This window comes from Streptomyces sp. NPDC102274 (assembly GCF_044766385.1).
GTDB lineage: Bacteria > Actinomycetota > Actinomycetes > Streptomycetales > Streptomycetaceae > Streptomyces.
Genome location: NZ_JBIWLW010000065.1, coordinates 1 through 21,885 on the forward strand (window position 1 = coordinate 1; position 21,885 = coordinate 21,885).

Here is a 21,885-nt window from a genome sequence, read left to right on the forward strand (position 1 = left end):
CACCGCGCCGGGCCCCCACCATGCCCACCGACCGACACCGCTCCAAACGACCCCGCTCATCCAGCCATCACCCTCAACTGAAACGGCGAGGCTAGTAGAGGCTGTAGTGGTTGAGCAGTACCGCTCCGGAGCCGACTCGGATGCGCTGGGTGCTGCGGACTGCGGGCCGCCACGGCTATGAGAATTTCGGGAGCCTGGGAGGCGAAACTTCGGGCGTCGTGGTGTTCGGCGTACCAGATGCGGTGGTAGCCCAGTTCTTCCGCGTGCCGGGCGGCACTGACGGCGTCGTGGAGGGCTTGCGTCTTGTCGGTGCCGGGAGCCACGGCGGCGAGGAGCAACAGCCCCGGCGTTGCGACGGCGCGATCGGGCGGGCGACGGCGGTTCCGGGTCGGAGGGAGCGCCTGCGCGGGCCGGATCAGGTCCAGGTGGGTGCGTAGTCCTCCTCGTAGCGGGCGCCGAAGCCGCCGTGGGGCAGGATGTCGTCGATGGCGGCCAGGTCGGTGTCGCTCAGGGTGAGGTCGGCGGCCCGGGTGTTCTCCTCGACGCGCTGCGGGCTGCGGGTGCCGGGGATGGGTACGAGGTGCTCGCCCTGTGCGAGCAGCCAGGCCAGGGCCAGTTGGGAGACTGTGGCCTGCTTGGCGGCTGCGAGGGCGGTCAGGCGTTCGACGGCCTCGATGTTCTTCTCGAAGTTGCCGGGCTGCCAGCGGGCGTCGGTGTTGCGCATGTCGGTCGCGTCGTACTGGCCGGCCGGTTTGGCGCCACCGGTGATGAAGCCGCGGCCCAGCGGGGCGTAGGCGACGAAGCCGACACCCAGTTCGTCGAGCGTGGGGAAGAGCTGCTCGACGTCCCGCTCGAAGAGGGAGTACTCGCTCTGCAGGACCGAGACCGGCTGCACGGCGTGTGCCTTGCGCAGGGTCTCGGGGCCGGCTTCGCTCAGGCCGAAGTACTTGACCTTGCCGGCGTCGATCAGTTCCTTGACGGTGCCGGCGACGTCCTCGATGGGCACGTCGGGGTCGACGCGGTGCTGGTAGAAGACGTCGATGTCGTCGACGCCCAGGTGGCGCAGGCTGTTGTCGGCGACCTTGCGGATGTTGTCCGGGCGGCTGTTGAGCGCGATGCCGAACCGCTCGGGGGGTACGGACATGTCGAAGCCGAACTTGGTGGCCAGGACGACTTCCTCACGGAAGTCCTCGACGGCCCGGCCGAGCAGGGTTTCGTTGGCGCCGGTGCCCAGGCCGTAGAACTCGGCGGTGTCGAAGAAGGTGACGCCCAGGTCGTGGGCGCGCCGGATGGCGGCGATGCCCTCCGGGGTGTCGCCGGGACCGTAGGCCATGGTCAGGCCCATGGTGCCGTAGCCGATCTCCGAGACCTCGAGGCCCTGGCTGCCCAGTGTCCTGCGGTTCATGACGTACTCCTTGTGATCAAGGTGAGTGGTTCGGTTCGGATGCCGAAGCGCCTGGTGGGGCCGGCGGCATGGTGTGCGGTGCGGTGTGGACACCACACTCGGTGACGGGACGCAGATGAGGGAGGCCGTGTGAGGGTCGGTGCGCCGCACCTGGGTACGCGCTCCGCCGTGTGCGGCAGGTGCTGCGCGAACGACCGGTCGGCGGGCCGCCCTCTGTGCGGTGTACGGACGACCGTGACGGTGTGCTCTCGCGCTTGCGCTTGGGGTGCGGACGGTCGAGATGCCGTGCGCGGCTGCCTGGCGGTCGTGAGAACGGCCGGCGTTGTGCAGCGGGGGTCCTGCACGGCTCGGGGGAGGCGGGAGGGGAGGGCCATGGAGCCGGATCGCGCCTGACTGGTGCTGCCGGGGTCACCGGCCGTCGGCAGTGGGTGCTGTCCGCTTCTCAGCTCACGGGGCGAGGACGACGTCGGGGCTGCCGGTCGTCCAGTGGATGCGCAGAGTCCGGCGGGAGATGCGCCAGCCGTCGGGCGTGCGCACGAGATCGTCCTCGTAGGTGCCGCCCGTGTGGTAGTAGCCGCTGCCCCTGTGGTGATGGGCGACGATCTGGGTGAACGCGTGTGCTCCCGTGTCCGTGAGTTCGACGCTCTGGGCGCCCAGCAGGTGCTGCGTCGCGTCGAGGCCACCGAACAGCCGGCGGGCTCCTTCGGCGACGGCACTGCCGCCGGTTGTCACGCCGCTGAACTTCTCGCCTTCCGGCAGGTAGGCGGCGAAGACGTTCTGTACGTCGGCGTCCTCGGTGAAGACAGAGGCGACGCGGGTGAAGTCGCGGCGGTCGAGACCGAAGACGTAGGCCGTGAGCAGGGCGAGGATCTCGCTGTGGTCCTGGCGGAGGTCGGGGGTGGCGGAGGCGCTCATGGGATTCCGATCGTGAGAGGGCGAAGCCGGGAAGGGCAGGCGCTCTCACCTGAGATGCAACGAGATCTGTTCCATTTCAGGTGGCCAGTTGCGCATGCGGATGGTGAGCCGGGGGCGGTCGGCATGGTTGCCGGCGTCGCCACCCGCGCTCGGATCTGCCAGTGCGGGCCTCGCGCGGGGGAAGGCGCCGTCGCCCGTTCAGTGGCGTGCGTGTCGGCGTGGAGCATCCGGCACGGTGCTGCTGTGCCGTGGGGGCTGGAGTGTGCGGGGCCCGGCCCGAACGCTGCGGCGTCCGGGCGAGGGGTTCCTGTCGCGGCGCCCGGCAGGTGTTCTCAGATGCCGGCGAGGACGGTGGGGTCGCCCTGGGTCCAGGCATTGTCGACGGTGACGTGCCGGATGACCCACACGTCGCCCTGTCGGGCCAGGTCGACGTCGTAGCGGTTGGTCATCAGGACGTGGCGTGAGTGGTCCTTCCGCGGCAGGTGCTGGCACGCCATGATGCCCTCGAGGTGCGCCGTGTCGCCGTCGAGGCTCACCCGCGGGTTGCTCAGCGAGTGCGTCGTGTCCAGGTGGCTGAGCGAGCCCAGCAGAGCGGTGGCGATGGTTTCCCCGCCCTTGATCGGCGGGTACTCCTGGCCGGCCTTCTTCGTGGCCGGGCCGAAGTCGGCCACCGCGTCGTCCGCGAAGGCGGAGGCGAGCAGTTCCTTGTCGCGAAGGTCGAGGCCTGCGGCGTAGCGGTAGAGGGCCTCCACCGCGGCGAGCTTGTCCTCGGTGGCGGTGGGAGAGGTGCTGTCGGTCGTCGACATGATGCGTCCTTTGGAGGTGGATCGGTTTCATCAGCAACCGTAGACCACTAAACGACAAGTGTCGAATAGTGGTATCGTCGAGAGCGAACCAGCCGAAGGAGTGTCATGTCAGAAGTGGATTTCAGTACTCGGGCAACGCCGGTCCGCGGGCACCGGGGACGGATGCGCGCTCATGCCGCACGGGCTGCCGGGCACCGTGCAGAAGCCCTGGTGCCTTGCGCCGGGCGGATGCCGGCGTCCCGGCCGCCCGTCGCGCCGCGCAGGCGGCCGTTCGGGGCCGAGGGGGTGAAGGCCGGAGGTCAGCCGCAAAGTAGTGTGCGTCCATGGTGAGTGACCAGTCCCCGGCCGTCGAGGCGGATCCGCGTTTCACTCGTTCACGACAGGCCATCGCGAACGCGCTGGCCGAACATATGCAGCGGACGCGGACATGTCCCTCGGTCTCGGCCCTGGCGGAAGCCGCAGGCATCCACCGCGCCACCTTCTACAACCACTTCGACTCGGTGGAAGAGGCCGCGGTGTACGTGATCGCGGGTGATTTCCGAGCTCTTCACGACCTGAACATCAGCGACCGGCACAAGGGCGCTGATCCGGCGGCCGTGGCCGTGGCGACGCTCAATGCCATGCTCGACTCCCTCCGCCAACGCAGGAGTCTGTTCCTGCTGGCGTCGACCTGGCGGTCGTCGAGCGGGCTGATGGGCATCGGCGACCTGCTCCTGGACCAGCTCTACGCTCTGCGGCGCGACCTCGGCGTCGACGAAAGAGAGTCCGGCCCCAACAACTCGGTCGAGGACGTCTACACGGCTTCCGGCGTGCACGGGGTCTTCTCGGCCGCGGTCGGAGGAAACACCGACTGCGACCCGGACGAGATCTCCGTCCGTCTGTACGCCCTCCTGCCCGAGTGGATTCGCCGGCCCCGGGATTCGCTGCCGAACTGACTCTGCTGCACAGCAACGCCGCTGGTCGACACCCGACAGCTTCCTGACGGCTTCTCACGTCCTGGCCCATCCCGAGATTCGCTGTCCGGCCGTCGCCTCTGACTGCCCCGGCCCCGCCGAGCCGGCGCACATCTACAGCGACGAAGTCCTCAACCTGCCCATCGCTCTTCTCCACCGACGGCTTCGTGCTGACCGACGGCTTCGCGCTGGTGGGCCAAGAGGGGCCCCGGCCTGGGCTTTTACCGACTGAACGACTATCAGTCCCCTACCTGGCCGGACTCCTTCGTTCCAAAGCAAGCCCCTCCCGACTTGGGCGTCGACGACCTCGATGCGGCCCAGGCCCGGCTCATCTCCCGGGGAGCCGTCGAAGCCGACATGCAACCGCTCCCCGTGGGCGTCCGCCGTATCCCGGCCGACACACCGACTTCCATGACCGCTCCATCAATCACTGCGACTTCGACGATCCGGCCACCACTTCGGGGCCGAACGCCGAGAGGAGACCCCTACATGAGCATCGCCCTCGTACGAAACCCCGGCGACGGCCAGGACTTCCGTTACTACAACTACGTCATCGAGCAGGTGGCGACGAACGCCGAGACGAGCGGAGCGGTCAGCGTCATGCGCCTGACGGTAGGCCGCGAGGACGCTCCGCCGCTGCACACCCACAGCCGGGAGGACGAGAGCTGGGTGGTCCTGTCGGGCCGTGTCCGGTTCTGGGTCGGATCGACGTCGCTGGACGAGTGCGAGGTGCACGACGCCGAAGCAGGCGCCTACGTCTACGTGTCCCGGCTGGTCCCGCACACCTTCCAGACCGTCACACCGACCGCGGAGGTCCTCGTCATCAACAACCCAGGAGCCATCGAGGGCCTCTTCCACACGGTCGGTCCCGCCGACGCGCGTGCCGACGCCGAGCACACCGACCTGGCGTCGGACTACGGAATCGTGAACCACGACAACCCGCCCCCCGCCTAGACCCGCCCGGCCCCGGTTCCCGGCGCCCGCCAACCGGTCCGTTCGTACGGCACCCCCAACCCGAGCCGCTCTGTCCCCCCTCTCCCACGGTAGGGACGCGGCTCACCGCAGAAAGAGGAGCTCATGAGCCAGAACCTCAAGGACAAGGTCATCACCTACCTCCGCGCGCTGGAGAAGCCCGACTGGGAGACCGCTCGGGCCCTGTGCGCCGACACCGCCACCGTCTGGCACAACGACGGCAAGGGCGACGAGACGCTCGAGGAGTACTTCGAGGCGCTGAGGACGCAGATCGGCTCCTACGAGACGGTCCGCTACGACATCATCCGTCAGCTCTCCCAGCCGGGCGGGGTCCTCCAGCAGCACGTGGTGCACGTGACGGGGAAGGACGGCAGGCGCGGCGCGGTGCACGCCGCGGTCCACTTCGGCTTCGACGACGCCGAACTGATCGACCGCATCGAGGCGTACGCGAACTACATCCCGGTCGACCGGGACAGTTGAGGCGGGGACCGCCCCCGGCCGCCGCTTCCGCGGAATGCGGGGCACACGACACGAGACCGGTTCCAAGGACTCACCCGCCCGGGGGACGCCCGCGCCCAGGGATCGGCTCGGCCGGAGCGCGGACCGGTGTCAGAGAGTGATGCAGAAAGGGTGCCCCGCGGGATCGAGCAGAACGCGCCGTCGACCGGGCATCGGCTGCGTGTCGGCTGCAACGGCTCCCAGAGCGACGAGCCGGTCCTGGGCCGCGTCCAGGTCGTCCACACTCAGGTCGAGATGGGCCTGCTTCGGCACCGAGGGATCCGGCCAGGTGGGGCGCTGGTAACCGTCCACGCGGTAGAAGCCCAGCCCGGGTGAACCCTCCCGGCCCACCAGCGCGAAGCCATCGGTGGAGCGGGTGACGGGCAGACCGAGCGCCGCACTGTAGAAGCGCGCCAGCTCGGCGGGGTCGGGGCAGTCGAAGGTGACGGCCAGGTAGCGGACCGCGGGAACGGGATCGTCTTGCGAATCCATGAAGGACTCCCTCGTCGGGATCACGGCGTCCGGACTTCTCCGGTCGGGAACTGCGGGACCGGCGTGAAGACTTCGAACATGGTGGTGTGCTCGAGCGCTACGGCGGAATGGGGCACTCCGCCCGGGATCCCGAGCGCTTCCCCCGCGCCCAGGACGAACTCCTCTTTGCCGACCACGTACTTCATCCGGCCGGACAGAACGACGTCGATCTGTTCCATCAGGTGGACTTCCTGTTCGCTCGGATCCGCGGGATTGGGGATCACCGTGCCCGCCGCGATCTCCACCTGCAGCACCTGGGCCTTGTCGACGGTCAGAGCCTTGATCATGATGCGGTCTCCGAAGTCGCCCAGCGGCGTCGGTTCCATCTCGTTCCAGATCCGGTGCTGCGGCCGGCCGACTTCGTGTACGGGGGTGTGTTCTGCGGTCATGAGAAGGACGCTACGGCGGAACCAGGACAGCTTCGGTCCTGGTCATGAAGAAGGCTGCTGGGTGTGATCAGTACCTCTGCACGCCTGCTGCGCCTGGTCTCCCTGCTGTCCGCGCGCCCTTTCTGGACCAACGCGGAACTGGCCGGGAAAATGGAGGTCAACGAGCGCACGGTCCGGCGCGACGTGGCCAGACTCCGGGAACTCGGCTACGCGGTCGAATCCGATCCCGGCCCCTGGGGCGGTTACCGCCTGCGGGCCGGCACCCGCATTCCGCCACTGGTCCTCGACGCCGACGAAGCCCTGGCCGTGACGGTCGGGCTCCGCGAAGCCGCACTCGGAGGCGCCCTGGGCGACGACCACTCGGCACTGTCGGCCCTGCTGAAACTGCGGCAGGTCCTACCTCCGAGGGTCGCCGCACGGCTGACCGAAACGGACACCGCCCTGGTCCATGCCCCGCGCACCGACGAACCACAGATCGCCTCCGGCATGCTGCTCGCGCTGACCGACGCATGCCGCCGGGGCGAGCGTGTCACCCTGACGTACCGCGACCGGGAAAGCCGGACCACGATCCGTGAGGTCGACCCCTATCGCCTCGTGCACACGGCGCGACACTGGTACTTCGTGGCCCGGGACGTGACACGAGCGCAATGGCGCACCTTCCGGGCCGACCGCGTCCTGCGGATCCACACGACACGACGGGCCGTCGAGATCTCCGATCCGCCCGACCCCGTACAACTGGTCCGCGATTCCGTCTCGGCCGGCACCTACCCCGTCTACACCACGGTTCGTGTGCTACTCCCCATGGAGCAAGCAGTGCAGCTCATCCCCACCGCGATGGGCGTTCACCGTCCGGACGGGCCCGGAGCCACGCTGATCGAGATCGGCGGCCATACCGCTGACGACCTCGCCCGCTACCTTCTCAGCCGGGCCACGCCTCTGAAGGTTCTGGAACCCGACACCGTACGAGAAGCATTCCAGCGCCGTGTGCAAGAACTGGTGCGGTCGATGTGACACCACTGCCGACGAGCGGTGAGGACGACCACGTCTGCCCGGCGTCCCTTACGCGCCCATGCCGTGCAGGGTCTGCCGCAGGCCGTCGCCGATGCGGTCCATCGTGACCTCGTAGGCCTGCGGCATGTCGATGTCGAGCCGTTCGGCGAGCACGAAGACCCACCACAGGGATTCGGCCAGCTTGTGCCGCAGTTCGGCGTCCACGTCACCGTCGATGCCCCAGGTGCGCTCGGCCGCGAGCACCAGGCGTCCCACGTAGGCGGCGTCACTGGTGAAACCCAGGGCGAGCTCCGGCAGGGTCCAGGTCCTGCCCAGCACGCGCTGCTCGATCCGCTCGTACTGGGCCCGGACCTCCAGCGCCCTGGCGTCAGCCTGAGCCAGGCCGGGTTTTTCGTCATGCGCCGGTGTGGTGTTCATTCGGATCCCTTTCCAGAAAGGTTTTCGATGTCGTTTACGACGCTAGAGGCAGATGTGGACGGGTTCGGTCCTGGTTCGCCGATGTGGTGCACCCGTCTGTCCGCAGACGGGTGACGCGCGTGCCTGATGTGGGGCTCCCGCACTCCGGGTCACGGTGTGTCCGGCGCGGCCAGTTCGAATTCGACCCGGGCGGACTGGACTCCGTTGACCTGTACGGAGATCGCGTGCGGCCCCGGGTGGTAGCGGCGGGTGGTGATCGGCCGGAACGAGTGCTCGCGCGTCACCTCGATGCGCCCGTCCGGCGCGAGGGTGCGGGTGGTGAGCTTGAAGGTCTTGCCCGTCCGGCCGCCGTTGGCCTTGCGGTGGTACGCGATGTAGTCGATCGCCAGCCGCGCCGGTGTGTCTCCGGTGTTGCGGATCGACGCGGTGAACCGTATGCTCCCGCCGAACGGCACGGTGTCGCGGTCCAGCCGGGGCCCGTCGACGTCCAAGACCGCCGGCGGGAAGCCGAGCAGTTCCAGCGCCCCGGGGTCCCCCCGTTTGACGAGTGTGCGCAGTCCGTGGCGCACCAGGCGTTGGGTGGTGGTGTTGGGGCTGTCCAGCCATCGGCGTGCCGTGCCGACGACGATCTCGGGGTGGTCGCGGCTGAGGTCGTTGAGGTGGCTGGCGACCGAGCGGCGTACGTACTCGCTCTCGTCCCGGTACAAGGCGTCTAGGACGGGCACGGTCACGCCGGGGCGGGCCAGGATCTGCGGCACCCGTACCGACCAGGGCAGGTAGGGACGGGTGCCTTCGGAGGCGAGTCTGCGCACCTCGGCGTCCGCCGATCCGGTCCAGTCGCCGACGACGGTGGAGAGCGCCCGGTCGAGGTCGTGCCGCAGCAGCGTCCTGATCGCGAACTCCGAGGACAGGCGTCCGGTGAGGCTCGCGAGCAGTGCCATCGCGTTTCGAAGGAGGCGGCATCGCCCTGCTGGACGGCGCGGGTGGCGACCGCGTCGGTGACCGGCTAGATCAGCCACCCGGTGAAGTGCGGTGCCTGGTCGCGGGCGGTGCGTACGGTTCGGGCGAGGGCGGTGTAGTCGCCCGGCAGGTCCGTCAGCAGTGCCTCGCGCAGCAGGTCGGCGCGCTGCCGCAGGGGCAGCGGGTCGATCTGCCCGGCTGCCGCGCGCAGTGCCGTGAGGCCGGCGTCCGGAGCGGCGATCTGGATGGCGCGTGTGAGGCTCTGCGTGGTGTGGCGGCTGATGAGTTCATCGGCGAACGGCATACCGGCTCCTCCGTCACGCGAGGTGGTGCAGTGCGGTGGTGAGCTGCCAGTCCACGCTGTCGTGGTCGATCGTGGCGTGGACGGGAGAGTCCGCCATCTCGCCGGTGATGCCGGCGGCACCCGCGCGGGCGTGCGGCAGGCTGTCGTAGGCCACGATGTCGATGACACGTCCGTCGTCGGTGGCGACGATGCGGCGCCACAGGAAGCCGGGCTGCCGCTTCAGGTAGGCGTCGATGTCGGCGTTCGCCTTCACGAAGTCGTCCGCGGTGTGGCCCGGAGCCGGGCGCAGGGTGGTGATCTCGAGCGTTTCCGTCATCGTGTGTTCCGCCATGGTGTGGTCCGTTCGGGTCGGGTCGGGTCGGGTCGGGTCGTGGTATCGACGGGGGTCAGCGGACGAAGGCCTTGGCGGCCAGGCCGTTGATCGTGGTGTCACCCTGCTGGAAGCCGACCATGGACTCGATCATGTTGTGCGGGTAGTCCAGGGTGGGCGCGGTGAGAGCGTTCAGTTCGTCGATCTGCTCATCGGTGAGAGTGACGTCGAGCGAGGCGAGGTTGGCCGCCAGCTGCTCCCGCGTCCGGGCACCGACGAGGGTGGACGTCACCTCGGACCGCTGACGGACCCAGGCCAGCGCCACCGCCGCCACGGTCGTACCGAGGCTGTCGGCGATCGCCTTCAGGGTGTCGAGGAGGACGAAGGTGGATTCGTTCAGGTAGGCGGCGGCGTACGCGGTGCGGCCGGAACCGGCCACCTCGCTGGTGGCACGGGAGTACTTGCCGGACAGGACCCCGCTGGCCAGCGGGGACCATGGCGTGATGCCGAGCCCGAAGCGGCGGGCGGCCCCGAAGATCTCGCCCTCGACGCTGCGGGCCAGCAGCGAGTACTCGACCTGGAGAGCGGCGACGGGCTCCCACTCCCGCAGCCGGGCGGTCGTGGCGGCCTCGGCGATCCACCAGGCCGGCACGTTCGACAGGCCGATGGCGTTGATCTTCCCCGCACGCACCAGGTCGGTGAGGGTGGACAGGGTCTCCTCGACCGGGGTGTGCCGGTCCCACTGGTGCAGCCAGTACAGGTCGACGTGGTCGGTGTTCAGCCGCCGCAGGGACGCGTCCAGCTGGGCACGGATCGCCTTGCGGCCCGCCCCGCCGGAGTTGGGGTCGTCGGCGGCCATGTTGCCGCCGAACTTCGTGGCGAGGACGACACGCTCACGACGGCCGGGCCGCTGGGCGAAGTAACGGCCCAGGGTCTCCTCCGAGGCTCCGCCGTTGTACATGTTCGCGGTGTCCACGAAGTTGCCGCCCGCGTCGAGGTAGTGGTCCAGCAGCCCGAACGAGGTCTCGGGGCCGGAACCCCAGCTGCCGTCGTCGAAGTTCATCGCGCCGAAGGCGAGGGGGCTCACGCGCAGTCCGGAGCGGCCGAGGGTGCGGTACGAGGTGAGAGACATGGCATTCCTTCTCAGGAGTCGAGGAGTCGAGGAGTCGAAGAGACAGAGAAACGGAGCAGCGGAGAAGCGAAGAGGCGAAGGCCCGGTGGGGTGTGGACACCACACTGGTCGACAGGACGTGGAAGAGGGAGGCTGTGTGAGGGTGGGTGCGGCACACCCAGGCAGGCTGCCGTCGGCCCGTGTGATCAGACCTCTGTCTCGGGGCGGTCGGGGTGCGCCCAGTGGGTGTGGAAGGCGCCCTGCCGGTCGTTGCGCCGGTAGGTGTGGGCGCCGAAGTAGTCCCGCTGGCCCTGGAGCAGTGCGGCGGGCAGCCGATCGGCTCGCAGGGTGTCGTAGTACGACAGCGCCGCGGCGAAGGCCGGGGTCGGGACGCCGCGGCGGACGGAGGCCGCGACGACCTCGCGCCAGGGGACCTGGGCCGCGGTGACCTCCTTCGCGAATCCGGACTCGGCGAGCAGGCTGACGAGCCGGGGATCGGCCACGTGCGCCGTACGGATCCGGTCGAGGAAGGCGGCGCGGATGATGCAGCCTCCCCGCCAAATACCGGCCACCGCTCCGAAGTCGATGTCCCAGCCGTACGCGAGCGCAGCGTCCTGGATCATCTTGAAGCCCTGGTCGTAGGCGATGACCTTGGACGCGTACAGCGCCTGCTCGACCTGCGACGTGAAGCGCTCGGCCTCCGAGCGGCTCATCGGTATCCGCGTGCCACCGGGCAGCGGGCGGTAGACGGTGCGCAGGGCGGTCTGTCCGGAAGCCGCCCGTGCGAAGGTCGCCTGAGCGACGGCCGTGACGGGGGACGCCAGGTCGAGGGCGGTCTGTACGGTCCAGCGGCCGGTGCCCTTCTGCCCGGCGGCATCGGCGACCACGTCGACGAACGGCTTCCCGGTGCCGGGATCCGTGTGGGAGAGCACCTCGGCGGTGATCTCGACCAGGTAGGACTCGAGGCGCCCCTTGTTCCAGGTGCGGAAGATCTCGCCGATCTCCGCGGGGCTGTACCCGGCGACCTGCCGCAGCAGGTCGTAGGCCTCGGCGATGAGCTGCATGTCGGCGTACTCGATGCCGTTGTGGACCATCTTCACGAAGTGGCCGGCACCGTCGGAGCCGATGTGCGTGCTGCAGGCCTGTCCGTCGACGCGGGCGCTGATGGTCTCGAACATGGGGCCGAGGACGGCGTAGGACTCCTTCGAACCGCCCACCATGACGGAGGGCCCGTCGAGCGCGCCTTCCTCACCACCGGAGACGCCCGCTCCGACGAAGTGGATACCGCGGGCACGCAGATCCGCCTCACGGCGCCGGGTGTCGGCGAAGTGGGCGTTCCCACCGTCGACGATCATGTCGCCGTCGTCCAGCAGCGGGGCGAACTCGTCGATGACCGCGTCCGTGGCCGCCCCCGCCTGCACCATGATCATGAGTCGGCGGGGGCGTTGCAGCGCGGCGACGAACTCCTGGGCGGTCTCGGCCGGTACAAAGGTGCCCTCGTGACCGAATTCCTCCATGAGGGACCGGGTACGCGACGGGGTCCGGTTGTGGACGGCGACCGTATAGCCGTGGCGGGCGAAGTTACGGGCCAGGTTGCGGCCCATCACCGCGAGTCCGGTGACTCCGATGTGCGCGGATGCGTTCATGGTGATCTCTTTCCTTCTCGCCTGGGCGGCGGGAATCGAGGAGGCGTCCTCGGATGTCATGGCTGCGGCCCGTCCATGGCCGCGAGGTAGGTGAAGGCCTGGGCACTACGGCTGCCGGGGACGGGAGCTGCGAGCAGCAGGCGTTGTCCGGGGACGGCCGCCGCGCCCAGGACGCGGCAGGTGAGCGTGATACGTCCGGCTGCGGGGTGGACGATGTTCCTGTACGCGCGATCCAGGCCGACCGCTGCCCTGTCCTGCCATGCCCTGTCGTGCCATGCCCTGTCGTGCCATGCCTTGGTGAAGTCGGCCGACTCGGCGGACAGGTCGGTGACGAGGTCCGCGATCTCGGTGTCGTCCGGCAGCCGGAGGGCGTTACGGCGCAGTGTGCGCAGGGAGCCTGCGACGGCCGACGGCCACTCGGCGAAGTAGTTCCTGGCCTGCGGGTGCGTGAAGAGGATGCGGATCAGGTTCTGATTGCCGTCCGCAAGGCGGGTGCTGTCGACACTGTTGGTCCCGGTGCCGGTGCCGGTGCCGGTGCCGGTGCCGGTGCCGGTGCCGGTGCCGGTGCCGGTGCCGGTGCCGGTGCCGGCGAAGGGAGACAGCAGTGCTTGCGCGTGTGCGTTGGCCGCCAGGATGTCGAAGCAGGGGCTCAGTACGTAGGCCGCTGCTCGGTGGGATGCCTCCAGTAGGTGCAGGAGTTCGGGGTGCACCTGCTCGCGGGTGCTGTCGGGGCGCAGGTTCGGGTTGAGCCCGGCGAGGCGGAACAGGTGGTTTCGCGCCTCCCTGTCCAAGTGGAAGGCCTGGCTCAGAGCTTCGGCGATCCGGGCCGAGGGCTTTCGCTCCCGTCCTTGCTCCAGCCGTTGGTAGTAGTCGACGCTGATGCCCGTCAGGACGGACACCTCCTCCCGGCGCAGTCCTTCGACCCGGCGGTTGCGGCCGCCTGTTCGCAGGCCCACGTCCGTGGGGGTCAAGCGGGACCGGCAGGTTCGCAGGAACTCTCCGAGCGCGTTGTCCCGGCTGTCCTCGCCACGTGTGCCGGTCTGGACGGAACTCGCTGTGTCGTTGCGCTTCAGGAGCTGGACTGCTCTTTGAGGTGGTAGCGGGTGTCGCCGGTGAAGTCGATGGTGATCTCCCGCCGCGCGAAGGACCACGTGCCGTCCCGCCGCTCGAAGCGGTCGCGGTAGCGCCCGCCCGCCACCATCTGCAGCGGCAGCAGGTCGGGCACGGCCTGGAGGATGTTGTAGTACGACCGCGCCTCGGCACTGTCGCCGTCCTCGTCCACCTCGATGAGGATGTTCGTCGTGATGTGCCGGGTGCGCAGGGTCCCGTCGTCGTGGACGACGAGCATCGAGCCGATCAGCTCCTCGATGGCCTTCCCGCCGCGCAGGCTCACGTCACCCGACACGAAGTCCGCGTTCTCGAAGAGTGCGCCGAACTGCGCGAAGTCGCCCTCGTCGACGAGGTGGGAGTAGCGGGCGATGAGGTTCTCGATCTGCCGGGCGCTCGAGATCGAGGGCCTGGGAGAGAACGCGGAAGAGGACATGGCAACGGCCTTTCAGCTGGGGTTTCACTGCGGGTTCCGTTCGCCCTGTCCGGGCGAACACCGTCAGTCTGGTCCCGCGCCGACCGGCGAAGAAGGACGTGTCTACCTGAGTGCCGCACTCCTACCTTCCGCTGCCTTCCGCTCCGCTCCCCGCTGCGGGTCCCGGCCGTCCCGCACGACGTTCCCTACAGGTCCTTGATGTGCGAGTCGCCGACGGCGAGGGCCAGTTCGGGCCCGTAGGCGGAGGAAGGCGACTGGAAGCCGGGCGTGAAGGAGCCGGCCAGGACGCGGCGGGCGATCTCCACGGACGAGAGCTGGGTGAAGCGGTAGCCGGTCGGTGTGTCGATCAGGGCCCGGGCCACGCTGCCGTCCCGGCCGGTGACCTCCGCGACGACCTTGCTGCGTCCCACCTCCCGCTCCTGGGCGGTCGGCCCGTCGGGCAGCGCCGACAGGTCCAGGTCGATCGGGAGCGGCTGCCCGAGCTGGACGTACACCTCGATCGAGGGGACGCCTGTGGCGTAGTGACTGGTGATCAGGTCGCCCATGGACGCGGACACGCACTCCTCCATCCCGTCGTCGCCGAAGTCGAACGAGGCGGTCCTGGGCTCCGGCAGCGTGACGATGTCCCCGTCGGCGCGGACCAGCACGCCCAGGTCGCCGATGCCCTCGGTCGCGCTGATGATGGACCCGCGGGAGAAGAGGTTCAGGCCTTCCGCCTCCTCGGGGGTGGCGCTGAGGAGCTTGAGGGCCAGGCGCAGGCTGACGGGTTCGGCGACGCGCGCGGTGGCGTGGGCGGCCACGCAGTCGCTGGGTACGACGTCCCAGCCGGCTCCGGACATGATCATCACCCCGGCCGCCGCGGCCTCGGCGTGCCGGGAGCGTGCCGTGGCGAAGACGTCGTACTCGGCGGTGGTGTCTAGGTAGTGCACCCCCTGGTCGATGCAGGCGTCCATCAGCGGACGCGCGGTGTGTCGGAAGGGGCCGGCGACGTTCAGGACCACGGTGATGCCCTCGAGCGCTTCGCGCAGGAGCGCGGGGTCGTTGACCGTGAACGTGCGGCTCTCCACGCCGAGTTCCTCACCGAGTGCCGTGACGCGCTCCTGGTTCCGGCCGGCCACGACGACGTCGAGGCCCGAGTCCTTGGCGTGCTCCGCGACGAGACACCCGGTGTAACCGGTGGCTCCGTAGACCAGCAGGCGGGGGGTGGCGGACATGGTGTGCTCCCGTTCGAAGGTGACAGCTGAAAGGTGACGGCTGAGGAGGTGACAACTGAGGAGGCAGGGCCGTCCGGGGCGGTGACACACCTCGGCGGCGTGTGCCTCGCATCCAGGCTAGGAGCAGATCCGGACACCTACGGTCCTGGTCTCTCGCAGGTCCTGCGGTCGCGACCCTTCACCGGCCGGTGCCCGACATCCCGGATAGGTTCGTGCCGTGATCGCTACCTCTGCCCGGCTGCTGCGGCTGGTGTCTCTGCTCTCGAGCCGGCCGACCTGGTCCAACGCGGAGCTGGCACGACAACTGGACGTCACCGAGCGCACGGTGCGTAGGGACATCGACCGGCTGCGCGAGCTCGGCTATGGCGTGGAGTCCGTACCGGGCCCGGGCGGCGGTTACCGGTTTGGCGCGGGCAACCGCATGCCGCCGCTGAACCTGGACGACGACGAGGTGTTCGCCGTGGCCGTGGCGCTCAGGGAAGCCGCCCACGGCGCGGCGCTCGGCGCCGACCCGGCGGCGCTGTCGGCCCTGCTGAAGCTGCGGCAGATCCTGCCCGCCCGGATGGCCAGGCGGCTGGCCGGTCTGGACGACACCGTCGAACACACCGCGCGCTGCGAGACCCCGCGGGCGTCCGCGGACGTGCTGCTGATGCTCGCCTCCGTGTGCCGGGCCTCCGAGCGCACCACGCTCACCTACCGCGACATGCACGGCGCCACGACCGTCCGGTGCGTCGACCCGCACCGCCTGGTGTACACCGGCGTCCACTGGTACTTCGTGGCCCGCGACGTCGAACGCGCGGCGTGGCGGACGTTCCGTGCCGACCGCGTGGTCGAGGTCGAGTCCACCGGGCAGGTCGTCGACCTGTCGGACGCCCCGGACGCCGCGCAGATGGTCTCCGACACCATCACCCGCACCGGGTACCCCTTCTTCGCCCGTGTCCGGCTTCCGCTGTCCTACGACGACGCGCGCCGGCTGGTGGCCCCCATCGTCGCCACCCACGAACCCGACGGGCCCGACCGGACGGTCATCAGCATCGGCGGCTCCGACCCCGACCAGCTCGCCGGCTACCTCCTCGGCCTGCGCACACCGCTGGAAGTCCTGTCACCCGACTCCGTCCGCGAGGCACTGCTCGCCCGCCTCGACATGCTCTACCGCGGCAACAAGGAGAGCCGGGCGGGAGCCGACGGGCAGCGCTGACGATCAGAGGGGCATCGCCGACGGCGCAGTCCCACGTGGAGCGGGAGCAGAGCTAAGACTGGGACGGGGAGCGGGGGGCGAAGCTTCGGCGCTCCTTCGTCGCGGCGAAGGAGCATCGAAGGGTCGTCACCCGGTGTTCGCGCCGCGCTCGGCCGGCGCAAGGAGGGACGCGATCGCCGCGGCGCTGACGCTGCCGGGCTCAGGAACGCCGACCAGGAGCTGCTGTCCTGGAGCGTCATGGACGTCGAAGGTCTGGTACGTCAGCTCGATAGGCCCCAGCCCGCAGTACGAACACCTTGAACGCGCGGGACATGTTCTCCACCTCGTTCTCCTGCCACAGGCGCCGGAACTCCGGTTCCGCCTGCGACAGCTCGGACACAAGGTCGTGGATGCCGGGGTCGTCGGGGAACCGGCCCGCGTGCAGCCGCAGCGCGTGCACCGTGGCGCGCGCCACCACGGGCCACTCGACGAAGACCTCGCGCGCACGGGGGTGGCGGAACAGCACGTGCACCATGTTCGGGGTGCCCTCGAAGGGTGCGAGGAGTGCGGAGGCGACGGCGTTCTTCGCGAGTACGTCGAAAGCGGGGCTCAGCACGTAGGCCGCGGCCGCGGGGAAGGCGTCCAGCAGGTGCAGCAGGGAGGGATGGACCAGGTCTCGGCCGGCGGCCGGGGTGAGCGCGGGATGAGGCCGGCCAGCCGGAAGAGGTGGATCCGCGCGTCCGGTGTCAGCCGCATCGCCCGCCCCACCGCGTCGACGACCTGAGGTGAGGGGTGGCGCTCGCGTCCCTGCTCCAGGCGGGCGTAGTAGTCGGCGCTCACGCCGGCGAGGACGGCCACTTCCTCCCGTCGCAGGCCCTTGACCCGGCGGCTGCCGCCGCCGGCGGGCAGGCCCACGTCGGCCGGTTCGGTGCGGGCGCGGTTCGCGCGCAGGAAGGCGCCCAGTTCGTTCTGTGGCTGCTGCATTTTCCGACCTGGTGACTGAGGTGAACGGGCAGGTGTGCCGGGACCGGCGGTGCGACGGGGCTCCGGCTATTCGGTTCCTCGCCCGTCCGCCAGGACGGTGGGAACCGTCCGCATCAGATGGTCACGCACCATGGCCGGGTCGTCCAGGTCTCCCCCTGCCATCGCCCCGTCCCGCAGGAGCACCAGCACAGAGGTGGTGTGTTCGCTGTCGGTGCAGCCCGCGGCGGTCACCAGGTTCAGGACGGTCTGCCGGAACCAGATCCGGTGGGCCTGGACAGCCCGCCGTACGGGATGGTCGGGGTCGTGGTACTCGGCGGCGGCGTTGATGAACGGGCAGCCGCGGAAACCGGGTCCGCAGATCTCCGCCCCGATGCCCGCCATCATCATGACCAGCAGAGCCTCCGGGTCGGCGCTCGAGCGGAACGCCTCCGTCACCACGGACCTGATCTGCTGGTCGCGCTGCTCGACATGGGCGAGCACGAGGTCTTCCTTGCTGGGGAAGTAGCGGTAGAAGGTGGCCCTTGTGACCTGGGCCTCGGTGATGATGCGGTCCACGGCGACATGCCGGATGCCGTCGGCGTAGAAGATGCGGGAGGCCGTCTCCAGGAGCCGGGCTCGGGCCGGAGACGCTGTCACGGAGGCTTGGGGCGAGGTCACGTAACCACCATACCGGAACGACCGTTCTGCCAGCTCAGAAGCGGGAAGCGTTCCTTTACGACCTCGCCATCACGTCCCCCATCTGCCAACTTCCTGGATTCTGCGGCTTCCAGTGACTCGTTCATCACGTTGACCCTCACGAGAGCGCGCGCTACGGTCGCCATCAGACAGAACATTCTGTCTAGTGGTGAGGCTCGCCGAGTCTCCTCATGCCCTTTGCAGAGAAGGCACACCATGTCCCGACGTCACACCCAGCCCATACGCCGTACGCGCCGCGCGGTTCTCGCGGTCGCCGGCGCGGCAGCCCTGGCCGCCGCGGCTGTCCCGGCCGTCGCCAGCAGCGCTTCCGGCGACGGGAAGACCGCCGCGGTCGGCGCCACGGCCGCGCACTCCTCTCCGAAGCCGACCGTCCTGCTCGTGCACGGCGCCTGGGCCGACTCCTCCAGCTGGAGCCCGGTGATCGACCGGCTGCAGGCCCAGGGCTATCCCGTACAGGCACTCGCCAACCCCCTGCGCGGACTCTCCTCGGACGCGGCCAACGTCAAGAGCCGGATCGAGAGCATCGAGGGCCCCGTCGTCCTGGTCGGACACTCCTACGGCGGCGCCGTCATCAGCGAGGCGGCCGCGCAGGAGCCCAACGTGAAGGCACTCGTCTACGTGACGGCCTTCGCACCGGACAAGGGCGAGACGATCGGCGCGCTCGCCGCCAAGGACCCGGGCTCCCACGCCACCCCGGACGCGCTGAACCCCGTCCCCTTCGACGCGGGCAACGGGGCGAGCGGCGTGGACCTCTACATCAAGCCCGACAAGTACCGTGACGTCTTCGCCGCTTCCCTGTCCGCACGCAAGGCCAACAGCCTTGCCGCCGTGCAGCGGCCGGTCAGCGCCGTGGCGCTGGAAGAGACCGCGACAGATGCCGCCTGGCGGGACATTCCCTCCTGGTACCTGGTCACGCGTCAGGACCACGCCCTGCCCCCGGCCACCCAGCGCTTCATGGCGAAGCGCGCGCACGCGCACACCAGCGAGGTCGACGCTCCCCACGCCGTGATGCTCACCCGCCCGGACACCGTGACCGGCCTGATCCGGCAGGCGGCGACAGCCACCCGCTGAACGGCATGACATCGAGAACAGCACAGACGGCACAGACGGCACAGACGGAGACGCAATGGCGGGCTCGATAGAAACAGGAAGTGCGGCACCGGAGTTCGTCCTGCACGGGGGCGTGCTGAAGGGCGGTGAGTTCACCCGTGGGACCTACCTGCTCGATGCCGCACGTGAGCACCCCCTGGTCCTCGCCTTCTATCCGCAGGACAACTCGAGTGTCTGCACCAAGCAGTTGTGCTCCTACTCGAGCGGGCTGGAACAGTTCACGAAGCTGGGCGCCGAGGTCTGGGCCATCAGCCCTCAGGACATCGAAAGCCACGAGGAGTTCGCTCGTACGAACGACTTCCGCATGCCCCTGCTCAGCGACCCCGACCGCATCGTGGCGAAACTCTTCGGCGTCGCGGATCCGGGTGTCGGCCTGCGGCGCTCGGTGTTCCTGATCGCTCCCGGGGGACGGATCGCGTGGAAGCACGTGGCGCTCGTCGGCCTCACCTGGCAGCCCATGGAGAAACTCACTGCCGAACTCGCGCTGCTCTGAGAGGTCGGCCGGCACCATGCCGACGCGCCCCTGCTGCGATGGCTGTCGTACCCATCGCAGCAGGGGCGCCGCCATTGCAAGCCGGCTTGTGGGCAACCCTTCGCCACGAGTCCGGAGTCTCCTCGCTGTCGTGTTCAAGACTCGGGCACCCCACTTCCCGAAAGCACCAGGTCAAGCGCCGGTGACCACGCCCGGCTCGCCCGTGGTCCACGAGGTGTGCAGTACGCGGCGATCGATACGCCACCCGCTGTCGGTCCGGACGAAGAAGTCCGTATAGGTGCCGCCGGTGTGGTAGAAACCCGCACCACGGTGGTGGTGGGCGATGATCTGCGTTTGCGTACGCACCCCGCCGTCAGTGAGCTCGTTTCATCCTGAAGTTGCTGGTCACGGGTCTGGTGTGGTGGTGGTTGGGTGTACTCGTGCTGGCAGGGGGGCATGATCGTCGGGCTTGATCGTCCGTCAGCGGGTGGTCTGGAGTTGCGTCAGCACCAGCAGGGCCCGCAGCAGCGTGGTCGCGTATGCCGCGCTCATGCGGACCTTCGTCAGCACGCGCCATGCCTTGAGGTCGGCGAAGCCGTGTTCGTTGGCCGCGCGTTCGCGGCTGACCAGCCGGTTTGCCTCCTTCTGGGCGGCGGTCAGCGGCCTGCCGCGGGCAGCTTTGCGACCAGTGATGATCACCGGGTCGTCGGGGTCGTCATCCAGGCCGACGAAGCCGAGGTCGGCGATCGCGCCCAGGCCGGCCTTGCGTAACTGGGCGGTGATCTTGTTGCGGCGGGCGGTGGTGATCTCACTCGAGCGCCCCGGAGCGGCCGCCGAGATCCACACGAGGTTGCCCCTCTCGTCGGTCAGCGCGAGGAAGAGCAGACCGTGAGCTTTGTGTTTGCCCGAGTAGTTGGGCCGGTCCTCGTCCCCGGTGCGTCTGCGGGTGCGGACCAGGGTGCCGTCGAGCAGCACGATCGCACTGCCGGCCTTCGCGATCTTCTTCAGGGCGCGGTCCAGCCGCGAGGCCTGGGCGGCGAGCAGTTCGATCACCTCGAGCACCCAGCGCCGCAGGGTGGCGGCGGAGATGTCGTTGCCGCCGGCCAGATCACAAAGACGCTGGTCATGGCGCAGGAAGGCGAAGACCAGCAGGGCCTGCCGTCCCGGGTTGAGCTTGCGCCAACGCGAGTCGATCGCGTTGCGCCGCGCCCGGATCAGGCCCGCGACGTGTGTCACCACGCTGCTGGACAGGGGAAGTCTGACTCGGTAAACCAGTGGGTGTGCGCCCTCGGCCGGGCTGTTGTTGTTCGTCACACAACGCCAACACCCGCCGGGGCCACGCTGTTACGGCCGGATCCGGCCTTACCGGCACCCACAGTGCCGGCGCGGGATCAGCCCGGCATCGTGAACAGGCCCGGCGCCGCCTCGCGCAGCCAGCCCCGGTCGGCCAGGCGCTTCATCCGCGCGCGCATCGCTTCCACCTTGCGCGGCTCGGTCCCGATACCGAGGCGTTCGCACATCTGCTTGCACCGCACCGGGCCACCGACAGCGGCCACATTCTGCAGCACCCGCTGGTACTCGGCCGACAGATCCCCAGGTCCGGCCGCATCCCTGCGGTGGGGCACCACCCGCCCCGGCTCCACGACCGTGGCCGTGGTCGTGGCCGAATCATCGTCCCCGGCCGCCTCCCCGGCTGCCGCGTCCTCGGCAAGCAGTTGCGCAACGACCTGCTCCGCCGCGGCAACGCGGGCCAGCTCCGCTTCCGCCTCCGCCAACTGCTTGCCCAGCAGTTCGGCTGTTCAGCGAGGTAGGCGCGGCGCGCGCCGATCCGCTGCAGTATCGGGTCCACCGATCCCCCTGCCGTCCGCGTGACGCTTCCGACACGGATCGTAGGCGCACCCGTACCCGGCGCGCAGGCAGAACAGGCAGTCACCCAAGGACCCCTGACGGACGATCAAGCCCGACGATCATGCCCCCCCTGCCAGCACGAGTACACCCAACCACCACCACACCAGACCCGTGACCAGCAACTTCAGGATGAAACGAGCTCAGTCATACGCCCGGCAATGACGGGCATAGCAGCCACGGGGCGCCTGCTGGGTGGCGTCCCGCTTCGCGTCCTTCACCGCGGCGTCCTTCGTCTTCCCGGAGCCGGCGCCCCAGAGGTGGCCGGTGCAGTGCGAGCCCTTGCCCTCGATGTTGCACTTGGCCTTGCACTTCCATGCACGACCGTCGAGGTCGTTCTGGTTGACCGGGTCACCGGGATAGCCGTAGCGGTTGGCTCCGCCGCCGCGGACCGGGTCGACGGACAGGAACCGTCCGGTGGTGAAGTTGTAGAGCCGTACACCCATGAGGGTGTGCCCGGTGACGGTCTCGGAGGCGTCCACCGACTGGCTGTCGATGATCCCGGCACTGGGCTCGGCCCTGCGGCCCGTGCGCTCCCTCGCCGTCCGGCGCAGGC

General features: G+C 69.4%; 27 protein-coding genes and 1 pseudogene. 7 read left to right on the forward strand and 21 right to left on the reverse strand.

Features of this window, described 5'->3' with window-relative positions; genetic code table 11:
- Nucleotides 1-56: 56 nt before the first annotated feature.
- The 4 genes from ACIRQP_RS40100 to ACIRQP_RS40115 form a co-directional block, all read right to left on the reverse strand.
- Nucleotides 57-338, reverse strand: coding sequence for an LLM class flavin-dependent oxidoreductase (locus ACIRQP_RS40100; RefSeq protein ID WP_403900072.1), 282 nt, complete (start codon nt 336-338; stop codon nt 57-59).
- 77 nt (nt 339-415) lie between these two features.
- Nucleotides 416-1,405 (reverse strand): aldo/keto reductase, encoded by a 990-nt coding sequence (locus ACIRQP_RS40105; RefSeq protein WP_403900074.1) that lies wholly within the window; start codon nt 1,403-1,405, stop codon nt 416-418.
- 447 nt (nt 1,406-1,852) lie between these two features.
- Nucleotides 1,853-2,320 (reverse strand): nuclear transport factor 2 family protein, encoded by a 468-nt coding sequence (locus tag ACIRQP_RS40110; protein ID WP_403900076.1) that lies wholly within the window; start codon nt 2,318-2,320, stop codon nt 1,853-1,855.
- 332 nt (nt 2,321-2,652) lie between these two features.
- The gene (locus ACIRQP_RS40115) at nt 2,653-3,126 is read right to left on the reverse strand and encodes a nuclear transport factor 2 family protein (protein ID WP_403900078.1); all 474 of its coding nucleotides are present in this window, start codon (nt 3,124-3,126) and stop codon (nt 2,653-2,655) included.
- Nucleotides 3,127-3,449: 323 nt separating this feature from the next.
- On the opposite strand from ACIRQP_RS40115, the gene ACIRQP_RS40120 reads away from it, so the two are divergent.
- From ACIRQP_RS40120 to ACIRQP_RS40130, 3 genes are all read left to right on the forward strand, one after another.
- Complete coding sequence (locus ACIRQP_RS40120) at nt 3,450-4,061, forward strand: TetR/AcrR family transcriptional regulator (protein ID WP_403900080.1); 612 nt, start codon at nt 3,450-3,452, stop codon at nt 4,059-4,061.
- A gap of 507 nt (nt 4,062-4,568) precedes the next feature.
- On the forward strand, nt 4,569-5,033 hold the full coding sequence (locus ACIRQP_RS40125; RefSeq protein WP_403900082.1) for a cupin domain-containing protein: 465 nt from the start codon (nt 4,569-4,571) through the stop codon (nt 5,031-5,033).
- A 123-nt stretch (nt 5,034-5,156) separates the two neighbouring features.
- The gene (locus ACIRQP_RS40130) at nt 5,157-5,531 is read left to right on the forward strand and encodes a nuclear transport factor 2 family protein (protein WP_403900084.1); all 375 of its coding nucleotides are present in this window, start codon (nt 5,157-5,159) and stop codon (nt 5,529-5,531) included.
- Between the two features lie 129 nt (nt 5,532-5,660).
- Here the strand turns inward: ACIRQP_RS40130 and ACIRQP_RS40135 are convergent, their stop codons facing one another.
- On the reverse strand, nt 5,661-6,041 hold the full coding sequence (locus ACIRQP_RS40135; RefSeq protein ID WP_403900086.1) for a VOC family protein: 381 nt from the start codon (nt 6,039-6,041) through the stop codon (nt 5,661-5,663).
- A 20-nt stretch (nt 6,042-6,061) separates the two neighbouring features.
- Nucleotides 6,062-6,469, reverse strand: a complete 408-nt coding sequence (locus ACIRQP_RS40140) for a cupin domain-containing protein (RefSeq protein WP_403900088.1) — start codon at nt 6,467-6,469, stop codon at nt 6,062-6,064.
- Between the two features lie 63 nt (nt 6,470-6,532).
- Here ACIRQP_RS40140 and ACIRQP_RS40145 point away from each other — a divergent pair, with 63 nt between their 5' ends.
- Nucleotides 6,533-7,480 carry a helix-turn-helix transcriptional regulator gene (locus tag ACIRQP_RS40145; RefSeq protein WP_403900090.1) on the forward strand — a complete coding sequence of 316 codons (948 nt, stop codon included), beginning with the start codon at nt 6,533-6,535 and terminating at the stop codon, nt 7,478-7,480.
- Between the two features lie 48 nt (nt 7,481-7,528).
- Here the strand turns inward: ACIRQP_RS40145 and ACIRQP_RS40150 are convergent, their stop codons facing one another.
- The 9 genes from ACIRQP_RS40150 to ACIRQP_RS40190 all read right to left on the reverse strand — a co-directional run bounded on the left by ACIRQP_RS40150 (nt 7,529) and on the right by ACIRQP_RS40190 (nt 14,985).
- On the reverse strand, nt 7,529-7,897 hold the full coding sequence (locus tag ACIRQP_RS40150) for a hypothetical protein (RefSeq protein ID WP_403900092.1): 369 nt from the start codon (nt 7,895-7,897) through the stop codon (nt 7,529-7,531).
- A gap of 149 nt (nt 7,898-8,046) precedes the next feature.
- Complete coding sequence (locus ACIRQP_RS40155; RefSeq protein ID WP_403900093.1) at nt 8,047-8,838, reverse strand: DNA alkylation repair protein; 792 nt, start codon at nt 8,836-8,838, stop codon at nt 8,047-8,049.
- Between the two features lie 65 nt (nt 8,839-8,903).
- Complete coding sequence (locus ACIRQP_RS40160; protein ID WP_403900095.1) at nt 8,904-9,161, reverse strand: hypothetical protein; 258 nt, start codon at nt 9,159-9,161, stop codon at nt 8,904-8,906.
- Between the two features lie 13 nt (nt 9,162-9,174).
- Entirely contained in the window at nt 9,175-9,477 is a 303-nt protein-coding gene (locus ACIRQP_RS40165; protein WP_403900097.1) for a hypothetical protein, read from the reverse strand.
- A 70-nt stretch (nt 9,478-9,547) separates the two neighbouring features.
- Nucleotides 9,548-10,603, reverse strand: a complete 1,056-nt coding sequence (locus ACIRQP_RS40170; protein WP_403900099.1) for an aldo/keto reductase — start codon at nt 10,601-10,603, stop codon at nt 9,548-9,550.
- Between the two features lie 185 nt (nt 10,604-10,788).
- Nucleotides 10,789-12,228: an NADP-dependent phosphogluconate dehydrogenase gene (gene gndA, locus ACIRQP_RS40175; RefSeq protein ID WP_403900101.1), complete on the reverse strand. Its 1,440-nt coding sequence runs from the start codon at nt 12,226-12,228 to the stop codon at nt 10,789-10,791.
- Between the two features lie 56 nt (nt 12,229-12,284).
- The gene (locus tag ACIRQP_RS40180; protein WP_403900122.1) at nt 12,285-13,301 is read right to left on the reverse strand and encodes a helix-turn-helix transcriptional regulator; all 1,017 of its coding nucleotides are present in this window, start codon (nt 13,299-13,301) and stop codon (nt 12,285-12,287) included.
- Nucleotides 13,298-13,771, reverse strand: a complete 474-nt coding sequence (locus ACIRQP_RS40185; protein WP_403900103.1) for a nuclear transport factor 2 family protein — start codon at nt 13,769-13,771, stop codon at nt 13,298-13,300. The genes ACIRQP_RS40180 and ACIRQP_RS40185 overlap by 4 nt, the downstream gene beginning before the upstream one ends.
- Nucleotides 13,772-13,956: 185 nt before the next feature.
- Nucleotides 13,957-14,985, reverse strand: coding sequence for a saccharopine dehydrogenase family protein (locus ACIRQP_RS40190; protein ID WP_403900105.1), 1,029 nt, complete (start codon nt 14,983-14,985; stop codon nt 13,957-13,959).
- A 217-nt stretch (nt 14,986-15,202) separates the two neighbouring features.
- Between ACIRQP_RS40190 and ACIRQP_RS40195 the strand changes: the two genes are divergently transcribed.
- The gene (locus ACIRQP_RS40195; protein WP_403900107.1) at nt 15,203-16,183 is read left to right on the forward strand and encodes a helix-turn-helix transcriptional regulator; all 981 of its coding nucleotides are present in this window, start codon (nt 15,203-15,205) and stop codon (nt 16,181-16,183) included.
- Nucleotides 16,184-16,309: 126 nt separating this feature from the next.
- Here ACIRQP_RS40195 and ACIRQP_RS40200 read toward each other — a convergent pair.
- Both ACIRQP_RS40200 and ACIRQP_RS40205 read right to left on the reverse strand, forming a co-directional pair.
- Nucleotides 16,310-17,146: pseudogene (locus ACIRQP_RS40200) on the reverse strand (helix-turn-helix transcriptional regulator).
- 66 nt (nt 17,147-17,212) lie between these two features.
- Complete coding sequence (locus tag ACIRQP_RS40205) at nt 17,213-17,803, reverse strand: TetR/AcrR family transcriptional regulator (RefSeq protein ID WP_403900108.1); 591 nt, start codon at nt 17,801-17,803, stop codon at nt 17,213-17,215.
- Between the two features lie 234 nt (nt 17,804-18,037).
- Between ACIRQP_RS40205 and ACIRQP_RS40210 the strand changes: the two genes are divergently transcribed.
- Together ACIRQP_RS40210 and ACIRQP_RS40215 are read left to right on the forward strand one after the other, a co-directional pair.
- Nucleotides 18,038-18,913, forward strand: a complete 876-nt coding sequence (locus ACIRQP_RS40210) for an alpha/beta fold hydrolase (protein ID WP_403900110.1) — start codon at nt 18,038-18,040, stop codon at nt 18,911-18,913.
- Nucleotides 18,914-18,968: 55 nt separating this feature from the next.
- Nucleotides 18,969-19,445 carry a peroxiredoxin gene (locus ACIRQP_RS40215; RefSeq protein WP_403900112.1) on the forward strand — a complete coding sequence of 159 codons (477 nt, stop codon included), beginning with the start codon at nt 18,969-18,971 and terminating at the stop codon, nt 19,443-19,445.
- Nucleotides 19,446-19,616: 171 nt separating this feature from the next.
- Here the strand turns inward: ACIRQP_RS40215 and ACIRQP_RS40220 are convergent, their stop codons facing one another.
- From ACIRQP_RS40220 to ACIRQP_RS40235, 4 genes are all read right to left on the reverse strand, one after another.
- Nucleotides 19,617-19,790 carry a hypothetical protein gene (locus ACIRQP_RS40220; RefSeq protein WP_403900114.1) on the reverse strand — a complete coding sequence of 58 codons (174 nt, stop codon included), beginning with the start codon at nt 19,788-19,790 and terminating at the stop codon, nt 19,617-19,619.
- A gap of 114 nt (nt 19,791-19,904) precedes the next feature.
- Nucleotides 19,905-20,738, reverse strand: coding sequence for a transposase family protein (locus ACIRQP_RS40225; RefSeq protein WP_403900116.1), 834 nt, complete (start codon nt 20,736-20,738; stop codon nt 19,905-19,907).
- Between the two features lie 77 nt (nt 20,739-20,815).
- On the reverse strand, nt 20,816-21,199 hold the full coding sequence (locus tag ACIRQP_RS40230) for a hypothetical protein (RefSeq protein WP_403900118.1): 384 nt from the start codon (nt 21,197-21,199) through the stop codon (nt 20,816-20,818).
- Nucleotides 21,200-21,472: 273 nt separating this feature from the next.
- Nucleotides 21,473-21,885, reverse strand: a 413-nt coding sequence (locus ACIRQP_RS40235) for an RHS repeat-associated core domain-containing protein (RefSeq protein ID WP_403900120.1), incomplete at its 5' end; no start/stop codon positions are given.